This is a genomic window from Pseudomonas wayambapalatensis (genome assembly GCF_049942315.1).
GTDB lineage: Bacteria > Pseudomonadota > Gammaproteobacteria > Pseudomonadales > Pseudomonadaceae > Aquipseudomonas > Aquipseudomonas wayambapalatensis.
Genome location: NZ_JBNFMU010000083.1, coordinates 1 through 21,557, shown reverse-complemented (window position 1 = coordinate 21,557; position 21,557 = coordinate 1). Strand labels below are relative to the sequence as shown.

23 protein-coding genes and 1 rRNA gene are annotated in these 21,557 nt (G+C 63.4%); 9 read left to right on the top strand and 15 right to left on the bottom strand.

Annotated features, from left to right (window positions below; all coding sequences use genetic code 11):
* The first annotated feature begins 5 nt into the window (after positions 1 to 5).
* Positions 6 to 121: ribosomal RNA gene (rrf, locus tag ACPZMI_RS03130) — 5S ribosomal RNA — on the top strand.
* 93 nt (positions 122 to 214) lie between these two features.
* Here the strand turns inward: rrf and ACPZMI_RS03125 are convergent.
* Positions 215 to 1,078 (bottom strand): universal stress protein, encoded by an 864-nt coding sequence (locus tag ACPZMI_RS03125; protein ID WP_426351655.1) that lies wholly within the window; start codon positions 1,076 to 1,078, stop codon positions 215 to 217.
* Between the two features lie 152 nt (positions 1,079 to 1,230).
* Between ACPZMI_RS03125 and ACPZMI_RS03120 the strand changes: the two genes are divergently transcribed.
* Complete coding sequence (locus ACPZMI_RS03120) at positions 1,231 to 1,848, top strand: MiaE family protein (protein ID WP_426351654.1); 618 nt, start codon at positions 1,231 to 1,233, stop codon at positions 1,846 to 1,848.
* Positions 1,849 to 1,878: 30 nt separating this feature from the next.
* On the opposite strand, the gene ACPZMI_RS03115 is transcribed toward ACPZMI_RS03120, so the two are convergent.
* Positions 1,879 to 2,199, bottom strand: coding sequence for an ElaB/YgaM/YqjD family protein (locus ACPZMI_RS03115; protein WP_186668811.1), 321 nt, complete (start codon positions 2,197 to 2,199; stop codon positions 1,879 to 1,881).
* A gap of 128 nt (positions 2,200 to 2,327) precedes the next feature.
* Here ACPZMI_RS03115 and ACPZMI_RS03110 point away from each other — a divergent pair, with 128 nt between their 5' ends.
* The gene (locus ACPZMI_RS03110) at positions 2,328 to 2,591 is read left to right on the top strand and encodes a hypothetical protein (protein WP_186668813.1); all 264 of its coding nucleotides are present in this window, start codon (positions 2,328 to 2,330) and stop codon (positions 2,589 to 2,591) included.
* A 3-nt stretch (positions 2,592 to 2,594) separates the two neighbouring features.
* On the opposite strand, the gene ACPZMI_RS03105 is transcribed toward ACPZMI_RS03110, so the two are convergent.
* Positions 2,595 to 3,083: an LEA/WHy family protein gene (locus ACPZMI_RS03105; protein WP_426351653.1), complete on the bottom strand. Its 489-nt coding sequence runs from the start codon at positions 3,081 to 3,083 to the stop codon at positions 2,595 to 2,597.
* A gap of 185 nt (positions 3,084 to 3,268) precedes the next feature.
* Between ACPZMI_RS03105 and ACPZMI_RS03100 the strand changes: the two genes are divergently transcribed.
* Genes ACPZMI_RS03100 through ACPZMI_RS03085 form a run of 4 tightly spaced genes read left to right on the top strand, consistent with a single transcriptional unit; the run spans position 3,269 to position 6,511 of the window.
* A complete protein-coding gene (locus ACPZMI_RS03100; protein ID WP_426351652.1) occupies positions 3,269 to 3,589 on the top strand; it encodes a hypothetical protein in 321 nt (106 codons plus the stop codon).
* Between the two features lie 25 nt (positions 3,590 to 3,614).
* The gene (locus ACPZMI_RS03095) at positions 3,615 to 4,763 is read left to right on the top strand and encodes a PQQ-dependent sugar dehydrogenase (protein ID WP_186668817.1); all 1,149 of its coding nucleotides are present in this window, start codon (positions 3,615 to 3,617) and stop codon (positions 4,761 to 4,763) included.
* Between the two features lie 54 nt (positions 4,764 to 4,817).
* Positions 4,818 to 5,918 (top strand): cell division protein ZapE, encoded by a 1,101-nt coding sequence (gene zapE / locus ACPZMI_RS03090; RefSeq protein ID WP_426351651.1) that lies wholly within the window; start codon positions 4,818 to 4,820, stop codon positions 5,916 to 5,918.
* A gap of 11 nt (positions 5,919 to 5,929) precedes the next feature.
* On the top strand, positions 5,930 to 6,511 hold the full coding sequence (locus ACPZMI_RS03085) for a DinB family protein (protein ID WP_186668821.1): 582 nt from the start codon (positions 5,930 to 5,932) through the stop codon (positions 6,509 to 6,511).
* A gap of 78 nt (positions 6,512 to 6,589) precedes the next feature.
* On the opposite strand, the gene ACPZMI_RS03080 is transcribed toward ACPZMI_RS03085, so the two are convergent.
* From ACPZMI_RS03080 to trhP, 6 genes are all read right to left on the bottom strand, one after another.
* Positions 6,590 to 7,588 (bottom strand): alpha/beta fold hydrolase, encoded by a 999-nt coding sequence (locus tag ACPZMI_RS03080; protein WP_426351650.1) that lies wholly within the window; start codon positions 7,586 to 7,588, stop codon positions 6,590 to 6,592.
* A gap of 75 nt (positions 7,589 to 7,663) precedes the next feature.
* Positions 7,664 to 8,101, bottom strand: a complete 438-nt coding sequence (locus ACPZMI_RS03075; RefSeq protein ID WP_288375262.1) for a YqaA family protein — start codon at positions 8,099 to 8,101, stop codon at positions 7,664 to 7,666.
* Positions 8,101 to 8,529, bottom strand: coding sequence for a DUF411 domain-containing protein (locus ACPZMI_RS03070; protein ID WP_288375260.1), 429 nt, complete (start codon positions 8,527 to 8,529; stop codon positions 8,101 to 8,103). The genes ACPZMI_RS03075 and ACPZMI_RS03070 overlap by 1 nt, the downstream gene beginning before the upstream one ends.
* Positions 8,530 to 8,541: 12 nt before the next feature.
* Positions 8,542 to 9,348 carry a copper resistance protein B gene (locus tag ACPZMI_RS03065; protein WP_426351649.1) on the bottom strand — a complete coding sequence of 269 codons (807 nt, stop codon included), beginning with the start codon at positions 9,346 to 9,348 and terminating at the stop codon, positions 8,542 to 8,544.
* Complete coding sequence (locus tag ACPZMI_RS03060) at positions 9,341 to 11,068, bottom strand: copper resistance system multicopper oxidase (RefSeq protein WP_426351648.1); 1,728 nt, start codon at positions 11,066 to 11,068, stop codon at positions 9,341 to 9,343. The genes ACPZMI_RS03065 and ACPZMI_RS03060 overlap by 8 nt, the downstream gene beginning before the upstream one ends.
* 150 nt (positions 11,069 to 11,218) lie before the next feature.
* A complete protein-coding gene (gene trhP, locus ACPZMI_RS03055; protein ID WP_426351647.1) occupies positions 11,219 to 12,553 on the bottom strand; it encodes a prephenate-dependent tRNA uridine(34) hydroxylase TrhP in 1,335 nt (444 codons plus the stop codon).
* A gap of 132 nt (positions 12,554 to 12,685) precedes the next feature.
* On the opposite strand from trhP, the gene ACPZMI_RS03050 reads away from it, so the two are divergent.
* The gene (locus ACPZMI_RS03050; protein WP_426351646.1) at positions 12,686 to 13,747 is read left to right on the top strand and encodes an AI-2E family transporter; all 1,062 of its coding nucleotides are present in this window, start codon (positions 12,686 to 12,688) and stop codon (positions 13,745 to 13,747) included.
* Positions 13,748 to 13,753: 6 nt separating this feature from the next.
* Here ACPZMI_RS03050 and ACPZMI_RS03045 read toward each other — a convergent pair whose 3' ends face one another.
* From ACPZMI_RS03045 to ACPZMI_RS03030, 4 genes are all read right to left on the bottom strand, one after another.
* Complete coding sequence (locus ACPZMI_RS03045; protein ID WP_426351645.1) at positions 13,754 to 14,683, bottom strand: class I SAM-dependent methyltransferase; 930 nt, start codon at positions 14,681 to 14,683, stop codon at positions 13,754 to 13,756.
* A 9-nt stretch (positions 14,684 to 14,692) separates the two neighbouring features.
* Positions 14,693 to 15,916, bottom strand: coding sequence for a YcaO-like family protein (locus ACPZMI_RS03040; RefSeq protein WP_426351644.1), 1,224 nt, complete (start codon positions 15,914 to 15,916; stop codon positions 14,693 to 14,695).
* Positions 15,917 to 15,964: 48 nt separating this feature from the next.
* Positions 15,965 to 16,114 (bottom strand): hypothetical protein, encoded by a 150-nt coding sequence (locus tag ACPZMI_RS03035; RefSeq protein ID WP_186668837.1) that lies wholly within the window; start codon positions 16,112 to 16,114, stop codon positions 15,965 to 15,967.
* 373 nt (positions 16,115 to 16,487) lie between these two features.
* A complete protein-coding gene (locus ACPZMI_RS03030) occupies positions 16,488 to 18,536 on the bottom strand; it encodes a TonB-dependent receptor family protein (protein WP_426351643.1) in 2,049 nt (682 codons plus the stop codon).
* Between the two features lie 134 nt (positions 18,537 to 18,670).
* Between ACPZMI_RS03030 and ACPZMI_RS03025 the strand changes: the two genes are divergently transcribed.
* The gene (locus ACPZMI_RS03025; protein WP_186668841.1) at positions 18,671 to 19,291 is read left to right on the top strand and encodes a TetR/AcrR family transcriptional regulator; all 621 of its coding nucleotides are present in this window, start codon (positions 18,671 to 18,673) and stop codon (positions 19,289 to 19,291) included.
* Between the two features lie 69 nt (positions 19,292 to 19,360).
* On the opposite strand, the gene preA is transcribed toward ACPZMI_RS03025, so the two are convergent.
* On the bottom strand, positions 19,361 to 20,635 hold the full coding sequence (preA, locus tag ACPZMI_RS03020) for an NAD-dependent dihydropyrimidine dehydrogenase subunit PreA (protein ID WP_186668843.1): 1,275 nt from the start codon (positions 20,633 to 20,635) through the stop codon (positions 19,361 to 19,363).
* A partial coding sequence (locus ACPZMI_RS03015; protein ID WP_426351642.1) for an FAD-dependent oxidoreductase occupies positions 20,636 to 21,557 on the bottom strand: 922 nt, incomplete at its 5' end.

Genomic DNA, 21,557 nt, shown 5'->3' with positions numbered 1-21,557 from the left:
AATTTCTTGACGACCATAGAGCATTGGAACCACCTGATCCCATCCCGAACTCAGCAGTGAAACGATGCATCGCCGATGGTAGTGTGGGGTTTCCCCATGTGAGAGTAGGTCATCGTCAAGATTCACTTCGCAAAACCCCTATCTGCGCGAGCAGGTAGGGGTTTTGTCTTTCTGGCTGTCCAATACAGCGACTGAAAAGCCGATCTGGATCGCATCAGCCCCGCGCCAATTCGGCCAGGTGCGCCGTCGCTTCTTCGCTCTTGAGCACCAGTACATCCCCCTCAAGCGAATCAAGCACCACCTCGGCGGTATTGCCGATCAAGGCGCCAGATATCCCCGTGCGCGCCACGGTGCCGACGATGGTGACCACCGCATCGATCTGTTTCTCGGCATAGGGAATCAGTACATCGGCCGGCCCTTCGGCGACATGCAGGCGATCTTCGCTGATATCGAACTCCGCCTGGAATGCCGAGCACGCTTCGCGGTAGCGTTTTTCGATGGTTTCGCTGAGCTGATACACAGGGTCTGACGCCGAGAGCATCGGCGAGGGATGAGCGCTGATGACGTGCAACTCGCCTTTGGCCAGGCTGGCGATCGCATAGCCATGGTCGATGATGCTGGCATGTAGTCGCCGATGATCCCCGTCCTGATTCCCCACATCCACCGCCGCGAGGATCTTGCCGCCGGTCCAGGGCCGTTGGCTTTTGACCATCAGCACGGCGCAGGGGCATTGGCGCAAGAGTTTCCAGTCGCTGGGTGTAAGCAGTGCCTTGCGCAGCGGATTGTCCGGACGATGCTCCTTGATCACCAGTTCGCACCCTTCGGCTTGCTGCACACTGACAATCGACTCGTGCAGCGTGTCCTGCCAGGCCTGCTCATGGGTGACATTGTCGTAGCCATCATCATGCAGCTGGCTACTGAGCAGGCTGAGCAAGGCGCTGTGGTCCTGCTTCTTGTCGCACATCAGCAGATGCAGGCGTGCGCCGGTCACCCCGGCGATCAGCTTGGCCCGAGTCAAGGCCCGACTGTGGGCGTGCTCGGGGTCGAGTACGACGAGGATGCTGCGAACGGCTTGCATGGGCATGACTCCCTTGGGATATGAAGACCAATGCCTGACTATAGTCGGCGGTCTGTGTCGCGCCGTTTGACGTGTATCAAGCATAGTCGCTGGCGATCGGCATCGCCCTCGGTATAATCCGCGCTCCTGTGATGTCACCCAGCTGTGAGCCTATGTCCCTGACCCCTGAAATCGACGCCTTCCTTGGCTGCCCTACGCCTGACGCCTGGATCGAAGCGGCGCTCGCCGATCAGGAAACCCTGCTGATCGACCACAAGAACTGCGAGTTCAAGGCCGCCAGCACTGCGCTCAGCCTGATCGCCAAGTACAACACCCATCTGGACTTGATCAACATGATGTCGCGCCTGGCCCGTGAGGAGCTGGTGCACCACGAACAGGTACTGCGCCTGATGAAACGTCGCGGCGTTCCCCTGCGACCTGTTTCGGCGGGACGTTATGCCTCGGGCCTGCGCCGCGTTGTGCGTGCCCACGAGCCGGTCAAGCTGGTCGATACCCTAGTAGTCGGTGCTTTTATCGAAGCGCGCAGCTGTGAGCGTTTCGCGGCGCTGGTGCCGCACCTGGATGAGGAGCTTGGCACCTTCTACCACGGCCTGCTCAAGAGTGAGGCACGTCATTACCAGGGCTACCTGAAACTGGCGCACCACTATGGTGAAGAAGCGGAAATCGCGCGGGTGGTGGAGAAGGTGAGGGCAGTGGAGGCTGAGCTGATCAGCTCGCCAGACATGGAGATGCCCTTTCACAGCGGCATCCCGATGGCCCAGCCTGCCTGAGGGCGGCCGGGCCTGTGGAGGTGGGTCAGCTCACTGGCGACGGCCGAGCAGCAAGCCGACCACCAACCCGAATCCTGCGGAGATCGCGACGGTCTGCCACGGGTGGCCACCAATATATTCCTGCGTGGCATCTACCACCGGCTGTGCCTTCTGCCCCAGACGACTGGTGGCCTGGCGAGCCTGGCGCAGCTTCAGGCCGAGCTGGGCGCGCAAGGTATCGGCTTCTTCGCCCACCAGTGAAGCGCTATCGTCGAGGAGCTTTTCGGACTCCTCGATCAAGGCCTGCAGCTCGCTGAACACCTGGTCCTTGATCTGATCGCTATCGGCTGTTGCGGTGGATTTCCTGGCCATGAACACGTCCTCGTAGGTGGATTGACTTGTACAGTGGATAACGGCGTGCGTCGAAAGTTGCAACGGCATACCGGCGGCTCGCCGCTACAGTGTAAGATAGCGCTCATTTTCAAGCGGCAGGAAAGACCATGAGTTTCAATCTGGCCAATAGAGACTTCGCCGAACGTGCACAGATCGAGGCGGAAAAATCACGACTGTTCCAGTTTTGGCAGAACAATCTCGGCAAGGCCAAGGGCGAGGCGGCCCGCATGATCGCCGAGAAGCCTCGACGCAAGGGCAAGTGGGCCGAATGGGTCCGTGCCGAGCTGGAGGGTATGTCGCCTCCGGAGTTCGCCGACATGGTGCGCAGCGAAGTCAACAGGATGATGGCGGCGGCCAGCGCCAACCGTTGATCCTCACCAGCCAGCACGCCCAGGCTGCGGTAAATCGAGCTTGCCTTTATCGGTGAAACGCACCGTGCCCAGCGGCCCACCGGCCAGCTTCCCGCGCAACACATAGGGCAATCCTTGTAGCGACTGGGTCTGGCTCAGGCCGTACGCCTGACGCAGGAACGAAAACGCGGTGATACTCACCGGGACCACGATCACCGCCTCGTCATATCGGCCGATATGCCCACGCTGGTCACTGACACCTGCTGCCAGCGGTTGATCGTTCACCTCCAGGTTCAGTGCAATACCGTTGAAGTCCACCGGCGTCTCGTTGGGGTTCTGCACGCGTATCTTCACCGCCATGCGCAACTCCAGGTCCTGTCCGGGCAGGGGCTCGATGCCGATGACATTGATGTTTAGCGGATCGCGGTTTTGCAGCAGTGCACAGGCATTGAGCGCCAGGGCCAGCAGCAGGGCCAGGCAAAGTCGGGCGGTGTTGCGCAAGCAGATGGTCATCGCAAGGGCCTTGGCTGGAGACGGCCTTTGAGTGTGGCAAATACGTCCCATCGTTGAAACCCTCGCTTTCGGCTTGAAGGAAACATCGCGAATCAACTCCATTGGTTTTCATGCTTTTGCCGCGAACCTGAAGCGCCTTAGGCTATCCAATGCTTGGGCGCGATTTTTCGTACCGGAGATGAAGGATGAAACCTACACTGCCTTTCCTGGCCATCAGCCTGCTGCTGTGCCTTCCCGCTCACGCGGCCCCCGTGCAGATGCCCTTGCTTGCCGCCAGCGACCGCAATAACCCCTACAACAGCCCAATTCAGCGCGCCAACCCCAACAGCCGCCAAGGCAGTGTGCCAGCGACGCCGCCGGTGCGCGGCCCCTCGACCCAGCCCATTGTGCGGCCCCCGACGCTGGACAACCGCGGCATCGGCAACGGTGACAACCTGCGCCGTCAACAACAGACCCCGAAACTGGAACCCACTCGGCCACCGCGCGACTCACAACGTGCGCCCTGAGCCTCTTGATTGGAAGGATCCCCGCATGACGCCACGTATCTGGATGACCACCCTGGTTGCTGCCGCACTGTTCCCGTTATTGGCACAGGCTGCCGACGACAAGCAGTTTGCGAGCGAAGAAGGGCAATTGACCGTCAGTACCGTCGCCGATGGTCTGGCCTACCCGTGGGCTCTGGCATTCCTGCCGGGGGGCAAGGATATGCTGGTCACCGAGCGCACGGGTAACCTGCGCATCGTTGGTGCCGAAGGCAAGGTCGGGCCGCCGCTGTCAGGGGTGCCCAAGGTCTGGGCGCAAGGGCAGGGCGGCCTGCTGGACGTGGTGCTTTCGCCGGAGTTCGCCAAGGATCGCACGGTCTATCTGTCGTATGCCGAGGAAGGCGCGGACGGCAAGGCGGGGACGGCGGTCGGACGTGGCCAGCTGTCGCAGGATCGCGCGCGTCTGGAAAATTTCACCGTGATCTTCCGCCAGCAACCCAAGCTGTCCGAGGGTAACCACTTTGGCTCGCGCCTGGTGTTCGACCGCGAGGGCTATCTGTTCATTGCCTTGGGCGAGAACAATCAGCGCCCCACCGCCCAGGACCTGGACAAGTTACAGGGCAAGCTGGTCCGCATCCTGCCCGATGGCGAGGTGCCCAAGGACAATCCCTTCGTCGGCCAGAAGAATGTGCGCCCGGAAATCTGGTCGTACGGGCACCGCAACCAGCAGGGCGCGGCGCTCAACCCCTGGACAGGCAAGCTCTGGACCCACGAGCACGGCCCGCGCGGCGGCGATGAGATCAACATCCCCGAGGCAGGCAAGAACTACGGTTGGCCGATCGCGACCCATGGCATCAACTACTCGCTGCTGCCGATCCCCGAAGCCAAGGGCAAGCATGTAGAGGGTATGGAAGATCCGCACCATGTGTGGGAGAAGTCCCCAGGCATCAGTGGCATGGCCTTCTACGACAGCCCGACCTTCAAGGCCTGGGATCACAACCTGTTCATCGGTGCGTTGGCCACTCAGGAGCTGATTCGCCTGCAACTCGATGGTGACAAGATCGTCCATGAAGAACGGTTGTTGGGGGAACTCAATGCGCGTATTCGCGATGTGCGGGTGGGGCCGGACGGCTACCTGTACGTGCTGACTGACGCCAAGGACGGGGCGCTGCTGAAGGTGGGCCTGCGCGAGGGTTGATGGCGGATCCGGGAAACCCCCATTACCATGGCGTTTTGCCTGCGATCCAACGCCATGACGCCCTACGCCCTTTATCAGCAAGCCATCGAGCAGCAAGGCTTTGCCGCCGACCCTGCGCAGGCCGAGGCCGTTGCCGCCCTGCAGCAGTGCTTCGAGGCGCTGGAGCAGGGGCGCGGCGGCCAGGGCGTCTATCTATGGGGGCCGGTCGGGCGCGGCAAGACCTGGTTGATGGATCAGTTCCAGCAGTGCCTTGCGGTTCCTTCCCGGCGACAGCATTTTCATCACTTCATGGCCTGGGTGCACCAACGCCTGTTTCTGCTGGCTGGCACCGCCGATCCACTGCACGCGCTGGCCCGGGAGCTGGCCAGGGATATTCGCGTACTGTGCTTCGATGAGCTGTTTGTCAGCGATATTGGCGACGCGATCATCCTCGGTCGCCTGTTTCAGGTGCTGTTCGACCAGGGCGTGGTCATCGTCGCTACGTCCAACCAGCCGCCCGATCAGCTGTACCTCGACGGGTTCAATCGTGAGCGCTTCTTGCCGGCCATCGCCGCGATCCAGCGGCACATGCAGGTCATCTCCGTGGCCGGCGAGCAGGACCACCGCCTGCACCCTGGCGAACAGCGTCAGCGTTACTGGATTGCCGAGGCGGGCAAGCCCAGCGCATTGGCCGAGGTATTCCGGCAACTGAGCGCGGATGACCCCGGCACCGACCAGCCGTTGCAGGTCGGTTCGCGGCAGATCCAAGTGATTCGCCGCAGCGAGCAGGTGATCTGGTGCTACTTCGCCGACCTGTGCGAGCAACCGCTGGCGGCGACTGAGTTCATGGCCCTGTGCGACCGCTACACGGCCATCCTGCTGGAGGGGCTGCCTGCACTGGGCGGGGTGCAACGTGCCGGGCGCATCGCCCGCGGAACCGAGGACGGCGCCCAGCGTGTAGTGGCCGGCGATCGCCAGCTACCGGCGCTGTCGCCCCGCGATGACAGTGTGCGGCGCTTCATCGCGTTGGTCGACGAATGCTACGACCGTCGGGTCGCCTTGTACCTGGAAGCCGAGGTCGCGCTCGAAGCGCTCTACACTCAAGGGTATCTGGCGTTCCCGTTCAGGCGGACCCTGAGCCGGCTGCGGGAGATGCAACTGCAACGCTTCGCCTGAAGGAGCCGACCATGGAGCTGCTGTCGCACCATCTGCTGACCCAGGCCTACAACAACGGCTGGGCCAACCATCGCCTGTACAAGGCATGCCTGCAACTGACCCACGACGAGTTCGTCGCCCCCCGTTGCAGCTTCTTTCCTTCGATCAAGGCCACGCTCAATCACCTGCTGACGGTGGACTGGTTCTACCTCAATGCCCTGGAGTGCGAGCAGCGCGGCGAAGCCCCCGAGGCCGATGGCGAGCGCTTCTTCGAGCCTGAGCAGCCGTTTGCCACCTGTACCGACCTGCATGCCCAGCAGGCCCAGGCCGACCAGCGCCTGATCGCGTATTGCCGGCTGTTGCGTGACGACCAGTTGCGGCGCTATGTGAGTATCGTGCGGGCTGACCGGGTCCAGCGCGAGCAGCGCCTGCGCCTGCTCTCGCACCTGTTCGAACACCAGATCCATCACCGCGGGCAGGTGCACGCGATGCTCAGCGACACCTCGGTGCGCCCGCCGCAGCTGGACGAATTCTTCTGCGAGGAGGAAGCGCCCCTGCGCGCGGATGATTTTGCCGAACTGGGGTGGAGCGAAGGGCAGGTCTGGAGGGCGTGACAGCTTCGTTCACAGGGTCTGTTCAGGAGCGGCCTTGTGGCCGTAAAAGACCGCTCCCAGCCTGCAGCAAGGCGAGTGCTACTGCTGCAACCAGTTGATCAAGGCTTTGTGGAACGCCTCAGGTTCCTCGATCTGCGGGGCATGCCCCATGCCTTCGAAGGTGACCAGTTGCCCTTGGGGGATCAGCTTGGTCACCTGCGGTCCGAGCACTGCGTATTTGCCCAGGCGTGCCTTGACCTCTGGCGGGGCGATGTCGCTGCCGATGGCGGTGGTGTCTTTGTCGCCGATCAGCAACAGCGTCGGCATCTTCAGGTCCTTGAACTCGTAGACCACCGGCTGGGTGAAGATCATGTCGTAGATCAGCGCCGAGTTCCACGCCACCGCTTCGTGCCCAGGCCCTTTGTTCAGGCCTACCAGCATCTGCACCCAGCGCTCGTATTCCGGCTTCCAGCGCCCGGCGTAGTAGGTGTTGCGCTCGTAGTTGCGCACCCCTTCGGCATCGAGCTTGAGTTCACGCTGATACCATTGATCGACACTGCGATAGGGCACGCCCAGGGCTTTCCAGTCCTCCAGGCCGATCGGATTGACCATGGCCAGGCGCTCCACCTGCTGTGGGTACATCAGCGCATAGCGGGTGGCGAGCATGCCACCGGTGGAGTGGCCCAGCACGCTGACCTTGTCGATGCCAAGCTGTTGGAGCAGTGCATGGGTGTTGTCGGCCAGTTGCTGGAAGCTGTATTGGTAATGCTCGGGCTTGCTCGAGGTGCAGAAGCCGACCTGGTCCGGGGCGATGACCCGGTAGCCGGCTTTGCTCAGGGCCTCGATGGTGGTTTCCCAGGTGGCGGCGCAGAAGTTCTTGCCATGCATCAGCACCACGCTGCGACCATTGGCCTTGCCCTGCGCAGGGACGTCCATGTAGCCCATCTGCAGGGTCTGGCCCTGTGAGGTGAAGGCGAAGTGCTGGAGTGGGTGAGGGTAGGTGAAACCTTCGAGCTGTCTGCCATAGGTGGGCGACTCGGCGGCGATGGCCGAGCTGCCGACGAGGCAGGCCAGGGCCAGGGCGGTTGCGCGCAGCATCGGGGTACTCCGTGTAGGTTCAAGTAGGAAAAGGCGACTGTAGCAGTCAGTTGACCTTCGGAACCGTGAAAGGTGTTACCCGCTGTGAAACCAGCCCAGGGTGATCATCGCGACCACCAGGTAGCGCCCGGCCTTGGCCAGGGTGACCAGCAACAGGAAGCGCCAGAACGGCTCGCGCATGATCCCGGCGATCAGGGTCAACGGATCACCGATCACGGGCATCCAGCTCAACAGCAGCGACCACTGGCCCCAGCGCTGGTAGCGCCGTTGTGCACCTTGCAACTGACTGGCGCTGAACGGAAACCAGCGTTTGTCGCGAAAGCGCTCGATCGCTCGGCCCAACAGCCAGTTGACCAGCGAGCCGAGCACATTGCCCAGGGTCGCAATCAGCAACAGCACAAGCCAGGCGTCGGGGTCGCGCAGGAGCAAACCGACCAGCACCGCCTCGGACTGCAGCGGTAGCAGGGTGGCTGCGCCAAAGGCGCTGAGAAACAGCGCCCAGAGACTGAGCATCAGTATTCGGCGACCACAGTGTCCTGGCCGTCCCGGGTCAGGCCGATGACCTGATAGGCATCCTTGTGGTCGCCCATTTCCATGCCGGGCGAGCCCATGGGCATACCCGGCACGGCCAGCCCCTTGAGATCGCTGCGTTTGGCCAGCAGGCGCACCTGTTCGGCGGGCACATGCCCCTCGACGAACTTGCCGTCGATCACGCCGGTGTGGCAAGACGCCAGGCGTGGTGCGACGCCCAGGCGCTGTTTGACCGCGCTCATGTTCGGCTCGACATGGTCGTTGACCGTGAAACCGTTGTCGCGCAGATGGCTGATCCACTGTTTGCAGCAGCCGCAGTTGGGGTCGCGGTAGACATCAATGACCTCGGCGGCCTGTGCCAGGCCACTGATGGCCAGCAGTCCAAAGGCCATCAGGTGTTTGCGTAGCATGGTCGAACTCCTTCAAAAACGCAGGCGCACACCTGCGACCAGACGGGTCTGCGCGGGGTCGTCGCCGTCTTCACGGGCCTGGTCGGCGCGGGTGCCGTGCAAGCGGTTGAAACTGACGCCGACATAGGGCGCGAAGCTGCGGGTGATTTCATAGCGCAGGCGCAGGCCTGCTTCGCTTTCGGCCAGCCCCGAACCTTGCTCGCGCCCGGCATCGTTACGGCCGAAGAAGTTGGCTTCGAGGGTCGGTTCGAGGATCCAGCGATTGGTCAGCAGCATAGCGTAACTGGCCTCCAGGCGCAGCGCGGTCTGCTGTCGCTCACCGGCATAGGCGGTGGCCTCGAGCTCCAGCCCATACAGCGGCGTCCCTTGGATGCCGAACGCTGCCCAGGCCTGGCCGCTGGCAGGCTTGAAGTCCTGGCGTATACCGCCGACCAGCTCCCACCAGGGGCTGATGGCATGGCCCCAAAGCGCCTGCAGTTCGGCCTTGTGAGTGATGCCCTGTTCACGTTCACCTTCGCTGCGTAGCCACAGGCGATCGATGTCGCCGCCGATCCAGGCAGTGGCATTCCAGTTCAGCAGCCCGCTGTTGTCGAAGTGCTGGTATTCGAGTTGATCGACGATCACCGCCGCGTTCAGCGCATTGTCATGCACCTGGTGGCCCGGCAGAGGGGGAAAGGCTGCGCGGCGGTCGGCATCGGTGATGACCGGAAACGCCGTGGTGGGCTGGGTCGGGTTTTGCTGCGCGCGCACCTCTTCGCTGGCCAGCAGCACCAGCAGGGTCACACTGGCCAGGAGCCAGCGGCTGTTGAGCTCATTCATCGACCCGTACCTCGCGGAACATGCCGGTCTCCATGTGGTAGAGCAAGTGGCAGTGGTAGGCCCAGCGGCCCAGGGCGTCGGCACTGACCCGATAGCTGCGCCGGGTTCCGGGCGGGATATCGAGGGTGTGCTTGCGCACCATGAAGTTGCCCTGTTCATCCTCCAGGTCGCTCCACATGCCATGCAGGTGAATGGGGTGGGCCATCATGGTGTCGTTGACCAGTGTGATGCGCACCCGCTCGCCATAGGTAAGGCGCAGTGGTTGGGCGTCGCTGAACTTCACGCCGTCGAATGACCAGGCAAAGCGCTCCATGTGGCCGGTCAGGTGCAGTTCGATGTCGCGTGAGGGTGGGCGGCCGTCGGGGTCTTCGAAGCGGCTGCGCAAATCGGCGTAGGTCAGCACCCGGCGGCCGTTGCTGCGCAGGCCGATACCGGGATCACCCAGGTTCGGGCGCGGCGCCATGGTCTGCATATCGACCAGCGGGTTGCCGCTCTCGCTGGCCGGGTGGCGCTGCATGGCGGCCATTGCCGCGTGATTCATGCCGGCCATGTTGGCGTGGTCCATGCCAGGCATGTCTGCCATTGCGGGGCCGCCCATGCCGCCGTGCCCCATGTCGTTCAAGGTCAGCCGGGGGCGTGGGTCCGTTGCCGGGATGGGCGCCTGCTGGCCATGAGCATGGGCCAGGGTGCCACGGGCAAAGCCGGTGCGGTCCATGCTCTGGGCGAACAGGGTGTAGGCTGGGGCATCGCCCGGCTCGACCAGTATGTCGAAGGTTTCGGCCACGGCGATGCGCAGTTCGTCGACTGTCACCGGCACCACAGGCAGGCCGTCTGCGGCGATCACCGTGAGTTTCAGGCCGGGGATGCGGAAGTCGAAGTAGGTCATGGCCGAGGCGTTGATCAGGCGCAGGCGTACCGTCTCGCCGGGGCGGAACAGGCAGGTGAAGTTGCCCTCCGGTGGCTGGCCGTTGAGCAGGTAGCTGTAGGTGGCCGCGCTGATGTCGGCAAGATCGGTGGGGCTCATGCGCATGTCGGCCCACATCAGGCGCTCGTCGACGGTCTTGCGCCAGCCATCGCGCGCGACATCCTCGATGAAGTCACCCACAGTGAGCTTGTGGTAGTTGAAGGCGTCGGACTGCTTCTTGAGCGTCGCCAGCAGTGCTTCGGGGGCCTGGTCGCTCCAGTCGCTGAACAGCAGCACATGGTCGCGTTGGTAAGCGTGAGGCTCGGCCTCGCGGGGGTCGATGACGATCGCCCCATAGACCCCCGCCTGCTCTTGCAGCCCGGAATGGCTGTGGTACCAGTAGGTGCCACTCTGGCGCAGGGTGAAGTGGTAGAGGTAGTCGCCGCCAGGCTCGATGCCGGCGAAGCTCAGACCGGGAACACCGTCCATGTTGGCGGGCAGGATGATGCCGTGCCAGTGGATCGAGGTGGGTTCGGTCAGACGGTTGCGCACGCGCAGGGTCACGCTGTCACCTTCGCGCCAGCGCAACTGCGGGCCGGGCAGGCTGCCGTTGACGGTGAGGGCCGTGCGCGGGCGGCCGGTGATGTTGACGGGAGTCTGGCCAACGTACAGTTCGAAGTCCTGGCCCTGCAGCGGTTGGCCTGGGCGATGGCCTTCGGCGGCGCTGGCCAGTGGGCGCCAGAGGCCCAGGCCGGCCACCGCGGTGGCGGCGCCGAGGCCTTTGACGAAGGTACGACGGGAGGGGCTGTGGGGCATGAATGGGCCTCAGGCAGGGCTTGGGTAGAGGCCTTGTCGCGATCGGGCGCGCCTTTCGAAGCCGCGGGCTTGCCTGCGAACGGGCCATGGAATAGCCCGATGATTCACCGCCATCCCTGTCAGCCAGCTGAGGCTGTCATTACAGCGCTGTCAGCTTAGGGCCTGCTGCGCAGGCAGGTCACGCATCAGCAACCCGAACTCGAGCGATACCTGTTCGGGAATCGGCAGGTACACCAGGTGCCCGTCGCCTGGCGCCACCTCGATGGCCTGGCCTTGGCGATCACCCAGCCGGTCGAGTTCGAAGTGGTAGTTACCGCGAGGGGTCATCAGTTCGAGGGTGTCACCCAGCGCAAAGCGGTTCTTCACCTTTACCTCGGCCAGCCCGCCGATACGCAGGCCCGTCAGTTCGCCAACGAACTGCTGGCGCTCCGAAACCGAGTTGCCACGCTGGTAGTTCTGGTATTCGTCGTGTACGTGGCGGCGCAGAAAACCTTCGGTGTAGCCGCGCTGGGCCAGGGACTCGAGGTTGTCCATCAGGCTGCGGTCGAAGGGCCGACCGGCGACAGCGTCGTCGATCGCCTGGCGGTAGGACTGCACGGCTCGGGCGCAGTAGAAGTGCGACTTGGTCCGTCCTTCGATCTTCAGCGAGTGCACGCCCATCCGGGTCAGGCGCTCGACGTGCTGTACCGCGCGCAGATCCTTGGCGTTCATGATGTAGGTGCCGTGTTCGTCCTCGAACGCAGGCATCTCTTCGCCAGGGCGATTGCCCTCCTGCAACAGGAACACCTCTTGGGTGGGCGCGCCAATGCCCAAGGTCGGTTCGCACTCACGGACGATGTCGCCAGTGGCGTTTTCCCCTGCCGGGGTCGCCTGGTACTTCCAGCGACAGGCGTTGGTGCAGCTACCCTGGTTGGCGTCGCGCTTGTTCAGGTAGCCCGACAACAGGCAGCGCCCGGAGTAGGCCATGCACAGTGCGCCGTGGACGAAGACCTCCAGCTCCATGTCAGGCACCTGTTGGCGGATTTCCTCGATCTCTTCCAGCGACAGCTCGCGCGACAGAATCACCCGGCTCAGGCCCAGTTGCTGCCAGAACTGCACGCTGGCCCAGTTCACGGTGTTGGCCTGCACCGACAGGTGCACGGGCATCTGCGGGAAATGCTGGCGCACCAGCATGATCAGCCCCGGATCGGACATGATCAACGCATCGGGCGCCATCTCGATCACGGGCGCCAGGTCCTTGAGGAAGGTCTTGAGCTTGGCATTGTGCGGCGCGATGTTGACCACCACGTAGAAGCGCTTGCCCAGGGCGTGTGCTTCCTGGATGCCCTGTGCCAGGTTGGCGTGGTCGAATTCGTTGTTGCGCACCCGCAGGCTGTAGCGTGGCTGGCCGGCGTAGACCGCATCGGCGCCATAGGCGAAGGCGTAGCGCAGGGTCTTCAGGGAGCCGGCAGGGGCCAGCAGTTCGGGCTTGGCGAGAAGGTTCATGGGTGCACCAGGGCAAAAGGTGCGGATGCTAAGGCGCGGCTGGCGAAGCAGTGTTGATCTGGGTCAAACGGCGTTGATGGCACTTTTGCCGCTTCGCTACGCACTAACGTCCAGGACAATCGAGGAATGCCCATGAATCAAACCGCTCTCCAGAACAGAGCCCTGGCCGTATTGCTGGCGCTGGTCACCGTCGCCTTCGTCTGGATCCTGTTGCCTTACTACGGTGCCATCTTCTGGGCCGTGATCCTCGGCATCCTGTTCGCGCCGTTGCAACGCAAGCTGCTGCTGCGTTTCAACCGGCGGCGCAACCTGGCAGCCGGGGCCACCTTGGCCACCTGCCTGATGATTGCGATCCTGCCGGTGATCATCATCAGTGCCCTGCTGGTGCAGGAGGGCGCCACCCTGTACCAGCGCATTGAAAGCGGCCAGCTGGATATCGCCGGCTACATCGAGCGCGGCAAGGACATGCTGCCGCACTTCGCCCAGAACGGTCTGGACCGCATGGGCATGGGCAACCTCGATGGCCTGCGCGACAAGATCACCAAGTGGGCGACACAGGGCAGTCAGTTTCTGGCCGGGCAGGCATTCAGCTTCGGCCAGGGCACCTTCGACTTCCTGGTGAGTTTCGGCATCATGCTCTACCTGCTGTACTTCTTTTTGCGTGAGGGGCCGGAGCTGGCGCGCAAGGTGCGTCAGGCCGTGCCGCTACCCGAGCAGCAGAAGCGCCGCTTGCAGCTGAAGTTCAACCGGGTGGTGCGGGCCACGGTGAAGGGCAACCTGTTGGTGGCGATCACCCAGGGGGCTCTTGGCGGTTTGATTTTCTGGGTGCTGGATATTCCCAGTGCGCTGGTGTGGGCGGTGCTGATGGCGTTTTTGTCGCTGTTGCCTGCGGTGGGGGCCGGGATCGTCTGGGGGCCGGTCGCAGTGTATTTCCTGCTGACCGGCGCTATTTGGCAAGGCATCGTGCTGACGGCGTTCGGCGTGCTGGTGATCGGGCTGGTGGACAACCTGTTGCGCCCGATCCTGGTGGGCAAGGATACGCGCATGCCCGACTACCTGATCCTGGTGTCGACCCTGGGCGGTCTGGCGGTGTTCGGCCTCAACGGTTTCGTGATCGGGCCGCTGATCGCCGCGTTGTTCATCTCCAGCTGGACGATCTTCACCGAGAGCACGCCACAGGTGCAGTTGCCGTGAGGCTGTTCAGTCACGCTCCAGGATGAAGAACTGAAACAGCGCCTGGGTATCAGGGCAGGCGGCGATCGTACCGGTGACCTTCAGGCCCAGACGCTTGGCTTCGGGCTCGATGGCGACCAACACCGGGGTATGGCCGAAGACGATGATTACACCGGCTCGTCGCACACGTCGGCTCAATGCCTGGAAGAGGCGGGTGGCCTGCTGGCGGAGCATGACCTCGGCATTCAGGAAGCGCAGGATCAGCACGTCGCAACTGTCGGCGGCGGCCGAATCAGTGGCGTCGGCAATGTCGAACTTCAGGTTGGGCAGTCGCTGATGCGTGCGGGCATGGGCGATCATGGCAGGGGATACGTCGCTGCCCAGGCACTGCGCGTCGGGCAGCCCTTGCGCGAGCGTTGCGATGAAGGTTCCGGTCGAGCAGGCGGGGTCGTGTATCACGGCGCCGGGAGCAAGGCGCTTTTGCAGTGTCGCCAGGCAGTGCTCGCGAAAATGCCGTTCCTGTGCGTCCAGGCGCCGGGCTAGCTGCGGGGTGTCATTCCAGAATGATGCAGGTGCTACTAGCTCTTGGCCCTGTTCGTCCACGACCGGAAAGGGGAAGTGGATGCTGGTGTCGTTGCTGCGCCGGGCCTGGGCGAACACCTGGTGTTTTTCGTCGGTGGACAGCGTCCGATAGTGCATCTGCAGGCGGTTGCCACACTGTCGGGTTCTGAGCAGCGGCCCCAGCAACATGGCCGGTGTCAGTCGGCTTCCCAACTGCCCCTGTTCATCCAGCAGCTTGCGCCCCAGGTATTCGAGGTTTTGCAGGCGGAGTATGAACAGGTTGTTCAGACCATGGCCAACAGGTTCTTCCAGCGTTGCGACCCCGCCTGGAGTATGGGCGCGCGAGGGCAGGTGCCAGGCCAGCCAGCGTTCGTGTCGGGCGTGTTCTGGTTGCATGGCGACCCCTCAAGGTTGCTGACTTCGGTGGGCGAGGCCCCTGGGCCCGGGGCAGACGACATTCCCGCTGCAGACGAGGTGGAAACGTTCGAGTCCGGGAACCACGACGTTCACCAGGCTGATGCCTTCGTGGCCTTGGAACAGCTGGCAGATACCGGCTTGCCTGCCATGGCGTTGAAGGTCTGCGTACAGATATCGCAGCTGTTGACGCACACTGCATCGAGGGCCTGGGTCAGGCAGCGCCACCGTGTGTCCTGCTTTTTCCAGCAGTACGTCGAGGTCGAACTGCAGGCACGATTGCAGGCGAGGAAAAGGCCGCAGCAGGCGTTCGGCCAGTTTCAGCTCATCCAGCGCACCGGGGGGGCGACTGTTGAGCTGTACCTGAACCAGTTCGGTGACCGCGCGGCGCACGGCATGCCAGGGGTCGAGCGAGGCGCCTGCGCCGAACAGCGCGCCATGCAAGCGTGATGCTTGCGACATGCGCAGTGCCAGATAGGTGCTGCTGGCAAACTCGCTGCTGATGTCCAGAACACCAATTGGCGCTTCCAGGCAGTCCTCGGCATGCTGCCAGATGCGTCCGAGCTCGGTGTGCGTGCCGGGTTTGCTTACCCAGCGCAAGGGGGAGGGTTGTCTGTAGTAGTAATGACGCAGGAAGAACAGCGACAGCGCATCGCGTTCGATGCTCTGGTTCAACGCATGCAGTATGGCTTCCTGGAGGGTTGCGCCGATGGCTGACCCATCATTGCTGCTGTAGCGTCGGAGCCCACGAAGGTCGAAGGTTTCGCCGGCAGCCGGGTGATCGGCGTAATCCGGCCGCGTGAGGCACAATGGATAGTCGAACAGCCATTGGCCGTCCAGGTCGTGGTAAGCCTGGCACGCCAGTTTCTCTTGGGGCTGTGCCGCAAGCCAGGGTTGCAGCATGTCATCTTGCAGGGTAGGCATTCGGGCCAAGTCGCTGGCCTCGTTGAGGTGAGCATTACGGGTAAGGTGTTCATCGAGAAAGTGCTCCAGTGCCTCGAAGCGTGCGCCGACCCGAGCTTCTTGCTCCAGGCCTTTTCCGCAGCCTTGGCTGGTAGCCCCGGTCTGTGAGCTGAGGCCTATGCGAGCCGAGCCGACCCATGTGCCTTCCCAGTGCTCTTCAACGTTCAGCGCCAGTTGTGCGAGTTGTTCATCGATGCGTTGCCTTGCCGTTGCCAGGGGGAGTTCACGTTCAGCCACGTACGTCATATGCATGCTGACTCCTGGGAGCAAGGCGGCTTGAGGGCCGCCTTGCAGGCTGGATTATTCGCGTTCGAGCTCGACGTGCTCGTGCTCGGCCAGTTGCATTGCGTCTGCGTGCTCGGTAGTCAGTTCGCCAGCCGCCTGATCAACCACGACCTCTGCTTCCAACTCGTTCAGTTTGTTGCTCATGCCACGATAAATGTATCCCATGGTGAAACTCCTTCTTGAACTCTGAGGGTTGTTGGCGGCGTTCTAAGGCCGCCGACGCAGTGTTCGTCAACAAGACGGTCTACGGAAAGGGAGGGTGCGCGGGGAGCCGTGTTAATGAAATGTGCGGTCACTGTTATGGCAGTTGACTGCATGCTTTCGCAGATCAATCCGCCCACACAGAGGGCTCAGGAGAAAGGAGGCGAGCTTTTGACAGCGGTCTGAGGGAAGGAATGAAGCAGTACCTTCGCGCAGTATCTGTAGGCGCTTTCTATTTGAATGGCGATAACTGCTTTTTGGTCATGCTTTCATACTGCCTTCGATGTTTTTTCTGCATGGTCGAAGGCAATATGCTTGGCCGCCAGATGCTTTTGTATTATTTCAGCGTGTAAGAAACACCGATGTAGGCTGCAAAGCCCTCCCCAGGGGTCGAGCGCGCCATGTCGCTACCCTGGTCGTCATAGCCTGGGGTTACCGTGGCCGCATAGCGTTCGCCCGTCAGATTGCGCAGATCGATCCAGGTCTGCCAGTCCTGCTTCGGTGAGTCCCAGCCCAGGCGCGCGCCAAGCAAGGCGTAGTCGTCAGCGTGATAGCTGTTGGCGTAGTCAACCTGCACCTTCGAGGCCATCTGTGTATTCACACCGGCGTAGAAACCGCTGGGCCAGTCGTAGCGCAACTCGGCCTGGTAGTAATGCATCGGGATACCGGGCAGGCGGTTGTCGCCGAAGCGGTCATCGTCGCGGTAATGGAAGTCGCTGAAGGTGTAGGCCTGGCGCAGCGACAGCTTGCCGACGCCCTGCTGTTGCCACAGTGTGCTGTCCAGGCCTGCCTCGACGCCCTGGTGCACAGTGGGGCTGGCGTTGTACTCCTTGAACGGCTGGCCCGGCACGATTTCGACCGCCAGCAGTTCATGGCGCACCTGCGAGTAATACCAGGCCAGATCCCAGCGCCCCAGGATCGACTCGCCACGGGCTCCCAGCTCCAGCGTGGTGGCTGTCTGGTTCTGCATCTCGATGGGTTGCGTCGCGACTGTCGAACTCCAGATCAACGACCAAGGATGCGGTGGCTCGACGGAGCGGCTGAGGTTGCCGTAGACCTGGGTCTGCGGGTCGATGTCGTAACGCAGGCCCAGGCGCGGTGCATAGTCCCAGTCGTGCTGGCTGACCTTACCGCCGTTGGCAGGGAAGGTGACGGCACTTTCGCGGCGGGTGTAGATCATGGCAAGGCCGGTGGTCAGCCACAGGTTCGGCACCAGCTCCAGGTCGTTGCCCAGGTGCAGCACGGTGTCCGAGCCCTGGTAGCTGAAGTCGCGGCTGCGTGGGCCGAACACATCGCCATTGCGCACGAACTGCGAGGCGCCGCTGTTGGGCAGGTGCTTGGTAGTGCGCCAGCCAACGGTGGTCTTGCTCTCATGGCCGAACAGGGTATCGCGACGCAGGTAGTTGAGCGTGCCGCTGACATCGGTGTAAGCCACTTTCAGGCGCATCGGGCCTTCGCGCAGGTCCATTGGGTAGTCGTGGTAGACCAGCCCGGCCTCCAGACGTGAGTCATCATCGAGGAAGAAGGTGGTCTTGTTGCCCACCCAGGTGCTGCCAGGCTGCGGACGGCTGTCATCGCGGGCGAGATAGGCCGGGTTGGCGGCGCGCGGGTGGTGCTTGATCTGGTCCTTGGTCAGGCGCCCGGCCAGGTCGTTCTCGGTTTCCCGGTAGCGCAGGTAGAAGCGTGTTTCCAGATTCGGGTTGAAGCGATAGCCGACGTTGGCGGCGATGCCCTTGGCACTGCCGCTGCTGTGTCGCTGGTAGCCGTCGTACTCGGCGTCGGTCAGCGCCACGTAGTAGTCGAGATTGCCCAGCACCTGGCCAGAGCTGATGTGCCGGCGCTGGTAGCCGTGGCTGCCGGCCTCATAGCGCAGTTGCAGGGGCGCGGCGTCGTGGCCGGTGTGGGTCACGTAGTTGATCGCGCCGCCGAGGGCCAAGGCGCCCTGGTCGAAGCCGTTGGCACCGCGCAGCACCTCGGCACGGCTCAGCCACAAGGGTTCGAACAGCTCGTACGGCGTACCGCCGGGGCCGGTCAGCGGCAGCCCGTCGAACATCGTGTAGACCCCCGAGCCATGGGCGCCTGGCGCGCGGTTGATACCCGAGCCCCGGATCGACAGCTTGATCCCGTCGTTGCCCGCCGACTGGGCGAATACCCCCGGCTGGTAGGCCAGTACATCCTGGTTGCTGGCCACACGCCCCTGGCCGACGCTGTCCATGTCCACCAGGTTGCTGGCGCCGGGTATCTCACGCAGTCGTTCGGCAGCGGCTTCCTGCTCGGACTGCTGGCGGTCCTGGATCAGCACCTGTTCGAGCTCGATGCGCTCGGCGGCGTGGGAGGCGGTGCCGGCCAGCAGGGCCAGCAGCGAGAGGGGGAGGTTCGGACGCATGGGCAGGGGGTTCCAGATCGGGTGCGGGTGTGTGACGCTGCAACTGTCAGACGAAGCACAGTTGTCGATCTGCAGAGCGCAGCGATGGCTCGTGCGTGTTAGCCTTGAGCGGTTCCTGCCGTTTCGGACGCCCTATGGCCAACCACAAGATCGAAATTCGCCGTCGCAATATCGAGAAAATTCTCCAGGCCGCCGAGCAGGTGTTCGCCGAGCAAGGCTACGGCGTCACTTCCATGGGCGACATCGCCGAGCGCGCGCAGTTGCCGCGTTCCAACCTGCATTACTACTTCAGTACCAAGGATGAGCTCTATCGTGCGGTACTGCAGGACTTGCTGGACGTCTGGAAGCAGGATGCCCTGTGTTTCGAGCGCTTCGAAGACCCACGCGTCGTGCTGACCAGCTATATCCGCGCCAAGATGGGACACTCGCGCTCGCGGCCGCTGGGCTCGAAAGTCTGGGCCGAGGAAATCCTCCACGGCGCGCCGCTGCTGGGCGACAGCCTGGACGATTCGCTGGTGCCCTGGGCGCAGTTGAAGGAAGCCAAGATCCGTCGCTGGGTGGAGGAGGGGCGCATCCTGCCGGTCGAGCCGTCGGCGCTGCTCTACATGATCTGGGCTTCGACCCAGCATTACGCCGATTTCGGTTACCAGGTGGCTTTGCTCAATGACGGCGAGCCGCTGTCGGACATGGCGTTCGAGCGGGCGGTGCAGACGGTGACCAGCGTGATTCTGCGGGGCATCGGGCTGGAGCCTTGAGCCTGCCGGGGTGCCTGACAACCCCGGCGAGGGATCTTGCAGGGTTCAAAATCTGAAGGCCAGCCCAGGTCAGCTCGCTTCACGATAGGGGTTGCGCGGATCCTGGGTCCAGTTCAGGTACGGCTTGCCGGTCTCCTGGGCCACCATGTCGATGCAGTTTTCAACCGGGCAGGTGATCTGGCACAGGTTGCAACCCACGCATTCGGCCTCGATCACGCTGTAGACATGCGTTCCATCGGCCTGCAGGGTGTTGGCGATGGCCTGGTGCGAGGTGTCTTCGCAGGCGATGTGGCAGCGTCCGCAGCCGATGCAGGCATCCTGGTCGATATGCGCCACCGACTTGTAGTTGATGTCCAGGTACTTCCAGTCGGTGGTGTGCGCCACGGCCTGGCCGCGGAAGGCTTCCAGGCTGCGGTGCCCGTGCTGGTCCATCCAGCGCGCCAGGCCATCTTTCATGTCTTCGACGATGCGAAAACCGTGCAACATCGCCGCCGTGCACACCTGCACCGCGCCGCTGCCCAGTGCGATGAATTCCGCGGCATCGCGCCAGTTGCCGATACCACCGATGCCGCAGATCGGCAGGCCCCGGGTTTCAGGATCGCGCGCAATCTCGGCGACCATGTTCAGCGCGATCGGTTTGACCGCCGAGCCGCAGTAACCGCCGTGGGTGCTCTGGTCTCCGACGATGGGGTGGGCGACCATGCGGTCCAGGTCGACACTGGTGATCGAGTTGATGGTGTTGATCAGCGACACGGCATCGGCGCCGCCTCGATGTGCGGCGCGGGCCGATTGGCGGATGTCGGTGATGTTGGGCGTGAGCTTGACGATCACCGGCAGCGAGCAGTGCGTCTTGCACCAACGGGTGACCATTTCCACGTATTCCGGCACCTGACCGACCGCCGCGCCCATGCCGCGCTCGGGCATGCCGTGGGGGCAGCCGAAGTTCAGCTCGATGCCATCGGCGCCAGTGGCTTCGACCAGCGGCAGGATGAACTTCCACGATTCCTCCACGCACGGCACCATCAGCGACACCACCAGCGCCCGGTCGGGCCAGTCCTTCTTCACCTGGGTGATTTCACGCAGGTTGATCTCCAGCGAGCGGTCGGTGATCAGCTCGATGTTGTTGATGCCCTGCACCTGGCGGTTGGCGCCGAAGTGCGCGGAGTAGCGCGACGACACGTTGACCGCCGCCGGGTCCTCGCCAAGGGTCTTCCAGACCACGCCACCCCAGCCCGCCTCGAAGGCGCGGACTACGTTGTAGGCTTTGTCGGTCGGTGGCGCGGACGCCAGCCAGAAAGGGTTGGGTGCCTTGATACCGGCGAATTCGATGGACAGATCGGCCATTTACGCTGCCTCCACATTGAGCATGAGTTGGGCATGGATGGCTTCGGCGGCCAGCTTGCCATGTTGCACGGCCTGGACGGTGAGGTCCTGGCCCAGGGCGGTGCAGTCGCCACCGGCATAGATGCCGGGCAGGCTGGTGCGCATCTGCTCGTCGACGCGGATACGTTCGCCATCGCGCGCCAGTTGCGCCGCTACCGGGTCCTTGAGCGCTGCGTCATCGAAGCATTGGCCGATGGCCTTGAAGATCGCGTCGGCGGGCAGCTCGAAGGTTTCGCCGGTATCGGCCAGTTTGCCTTCGACCTGTTCGGTGCGTACGAAACGCATCCCTTTCACGCGGCCCTGGTCGTCCAGCAGCACAGCATCGGGCCGTGCCCAGGTGTGCAGGCGCACCTGGTTGGCCTTGGCGATGTCCTGCTCGTGGCCGGTGGCGCCCATGTCGGCGGCACCGCGGCGATACACCAGGTTGACGTCGCGCGCACCCAGGCGGCTCATCTGCACTGCCATGTCGATGGCGGTGTTGCCCGCGCCGATCACCAGGCAGCGGTCGGCCAGCGGCAGTTGGCGGAGGTCGTCGGCCTGGCGCAGTTCACGGATATAGTCGGTGGCGGCCAGCACCCCAGGGGCCTCCTCGTCAGGCAGGCCGAGCTGGCGCACGGCATTCAGGCCAAGGCCCAGGAACACCGCGTCGTACTGGTCACGCAATTCGTCCAGGGTGAGGTTGTCGCCCAGGCGTTGGCCATGGCGGATCTCGATGCCACCGATGCCGAGCAGGAAATCCACCTCACGCTGGGCATAGTCGTCCACCAGCTTGTAGCGCGCGATGCCGTACTCGTTGAGGCCGCCAGCCTTTTGCTGTGCCTCGAAGACCACCACGTCATGACCATGCAAGGCCAGGCGGTGCGCACAGGACAGCCCGGCGGGG

Coding starts and splice junctions, on each gene's coding strand:
- ACPZMI_RS03105 (WP_426351653.1), bottom strand. CDS start 3,083: ATGACCATCTGCTTGCGCAACACCGCCCGACTTTGCCTGGCCCTGCTG.
- ACPZMI_RS03045 (WP_426351645.1), bottom strand. CDS start 14,683: ATGCAACCAGAACACGCCCGACACGAACGCTGGCTGGCCTGGCACCTG.
- ACPZMI_RS03040 (WP_426351644.1), bottom strand. CDS start 15,916: ATGCATATGACGTACGTGGCTGAACGTGAACTCCCCCTGGCAACGGCA.
- ACPZMI_RS03065 (WP_426351649.1), bottom strand. CDS start 9,348: ATGAATGAGCTCAACAGCCGCTGGCTCCTGGCCAGTGTGACCCTGCTG.
- ACPZMI_RS03035 (WP_186668837.1), bottom strand. CDS start 16,114: ATGGGATACATTTATCGTGGCATGAGCAACAAACTGAACGAGTTGGAA.
- trhP (WP_426351647.1), bottom strand. CDS start 12,553: ATGAACCTTCTCGCCAAGCCCGAACTGCTGGCCCCTGCCGGCTCCCTG.
- ACPZMI_RS03115 (WP_186668811.1), bottom strand. CDS start 2,199: ATGGCCAGGAAATCCACCGCAACAGCCGATAGCGATCAGATCAAGGAC.
- zapE (WP_426351651.1), top strand. CDS start 4,818: ATGACGCCCTACGCCCTTTATCAGCAAGCCATCGAGCAGCAAGGCTTT.
- ACPZMI_RS03030 (WP_426351643.1), bottom strand. CDS start 18,536: ATGCGTCCGAACCTCCCCCTCTCGCTGCTGGCCCTGCTGGCCGGCACC.
- ACPZMI_RS03085 (WP_186668821.1), top strand. CDS start 5,930: ATGGAGCTGCTGTCGCACCATCTGCTGACCCAGGCCTACAACAACGGC.
- ACPZMI_RS03025 (WP_186668841.1), top strand. CDS start 18,671: ATGGCCAACCACAAGATCGAAATTCGCCGTCGCAATATCGAGAAAATT.
- ACPZMI_RS03110 (WP_186668813.1), top strand. CDS start 2,328: ATGAGTTTCAATCTGGCCAATAGAGACTTCGCCGAACGTGCACAGATC.
- ACPZMI_RS03100 (WP_426351652.1), top strand. CDS start 3,269: ATGAAACCTACACTGCCTTTCCTGGCCATCAGCCTGCTGCTGTGCCTT.
- preA (WP_186668843.1), bottom strand. CDS start 20,635: ATGGCCGATCTGTCCATCGAATTCGCCGGTATCAAGGCACCCAACCCT.
- ACPZMI_RS03120 (WP_426351654.1), top strand. CDS start 1,231: ATGTCCCTGACCCCTGAAATCGACGCCTTCCTTGGCTGCCCTACGCCT.
- ACPZMI_RS03125 (WP_426351655.1), bottom strand. CDS start 1,078: ATGCAAGCCGTTCGCAGCATCCTCGTCGTACTCGACCCCGAGCACGCC.
- ACPZMI_RS03070 (WP_288375260.1), bottom strand. CDS start 8,529: ATGCTACGCAAACACCTGATGGCCTTTGGACTGCTGGCCATCAGTGGC.
- ACPZMI_RS03060 (WP_426351648.1), bottom strand. CDS start 11,068: ATGCCCCACAGCCCCTCCCGTCGTACCTTCGTCAAAGGCCTCGGCGCC.
- ACPZMI_RS03050 (WP_426351646.1), top strand. CDS start 12,686: ATGAATCAAACCGCTCTCCAGAACAGAGCCCTGGCCGTATTGCTGGCG.
- ACPZMI_RS03095 (WP_186668817.1), top strand. CDS start 3,615: ATGACGCCACGTATCTGGATGACCACCCTGGTTGCTGCCGCACTGTTC.
- ACPZMI_RS03075 (WP_288375262.1), bottom strand. CDS start 8,101: ATGCTCAGTCTCTGGGCGCTGTTTCTCAGCGCCTTTGGCGCAGCCACC.
- ACPZMI_RS03080 (WP_426351650.1), bottom strand. CDS start 7,588: ATGCTGCGCGCAACCGCCCTGGCCCTGGCCTGCCTCGTCGGCAGCTCG.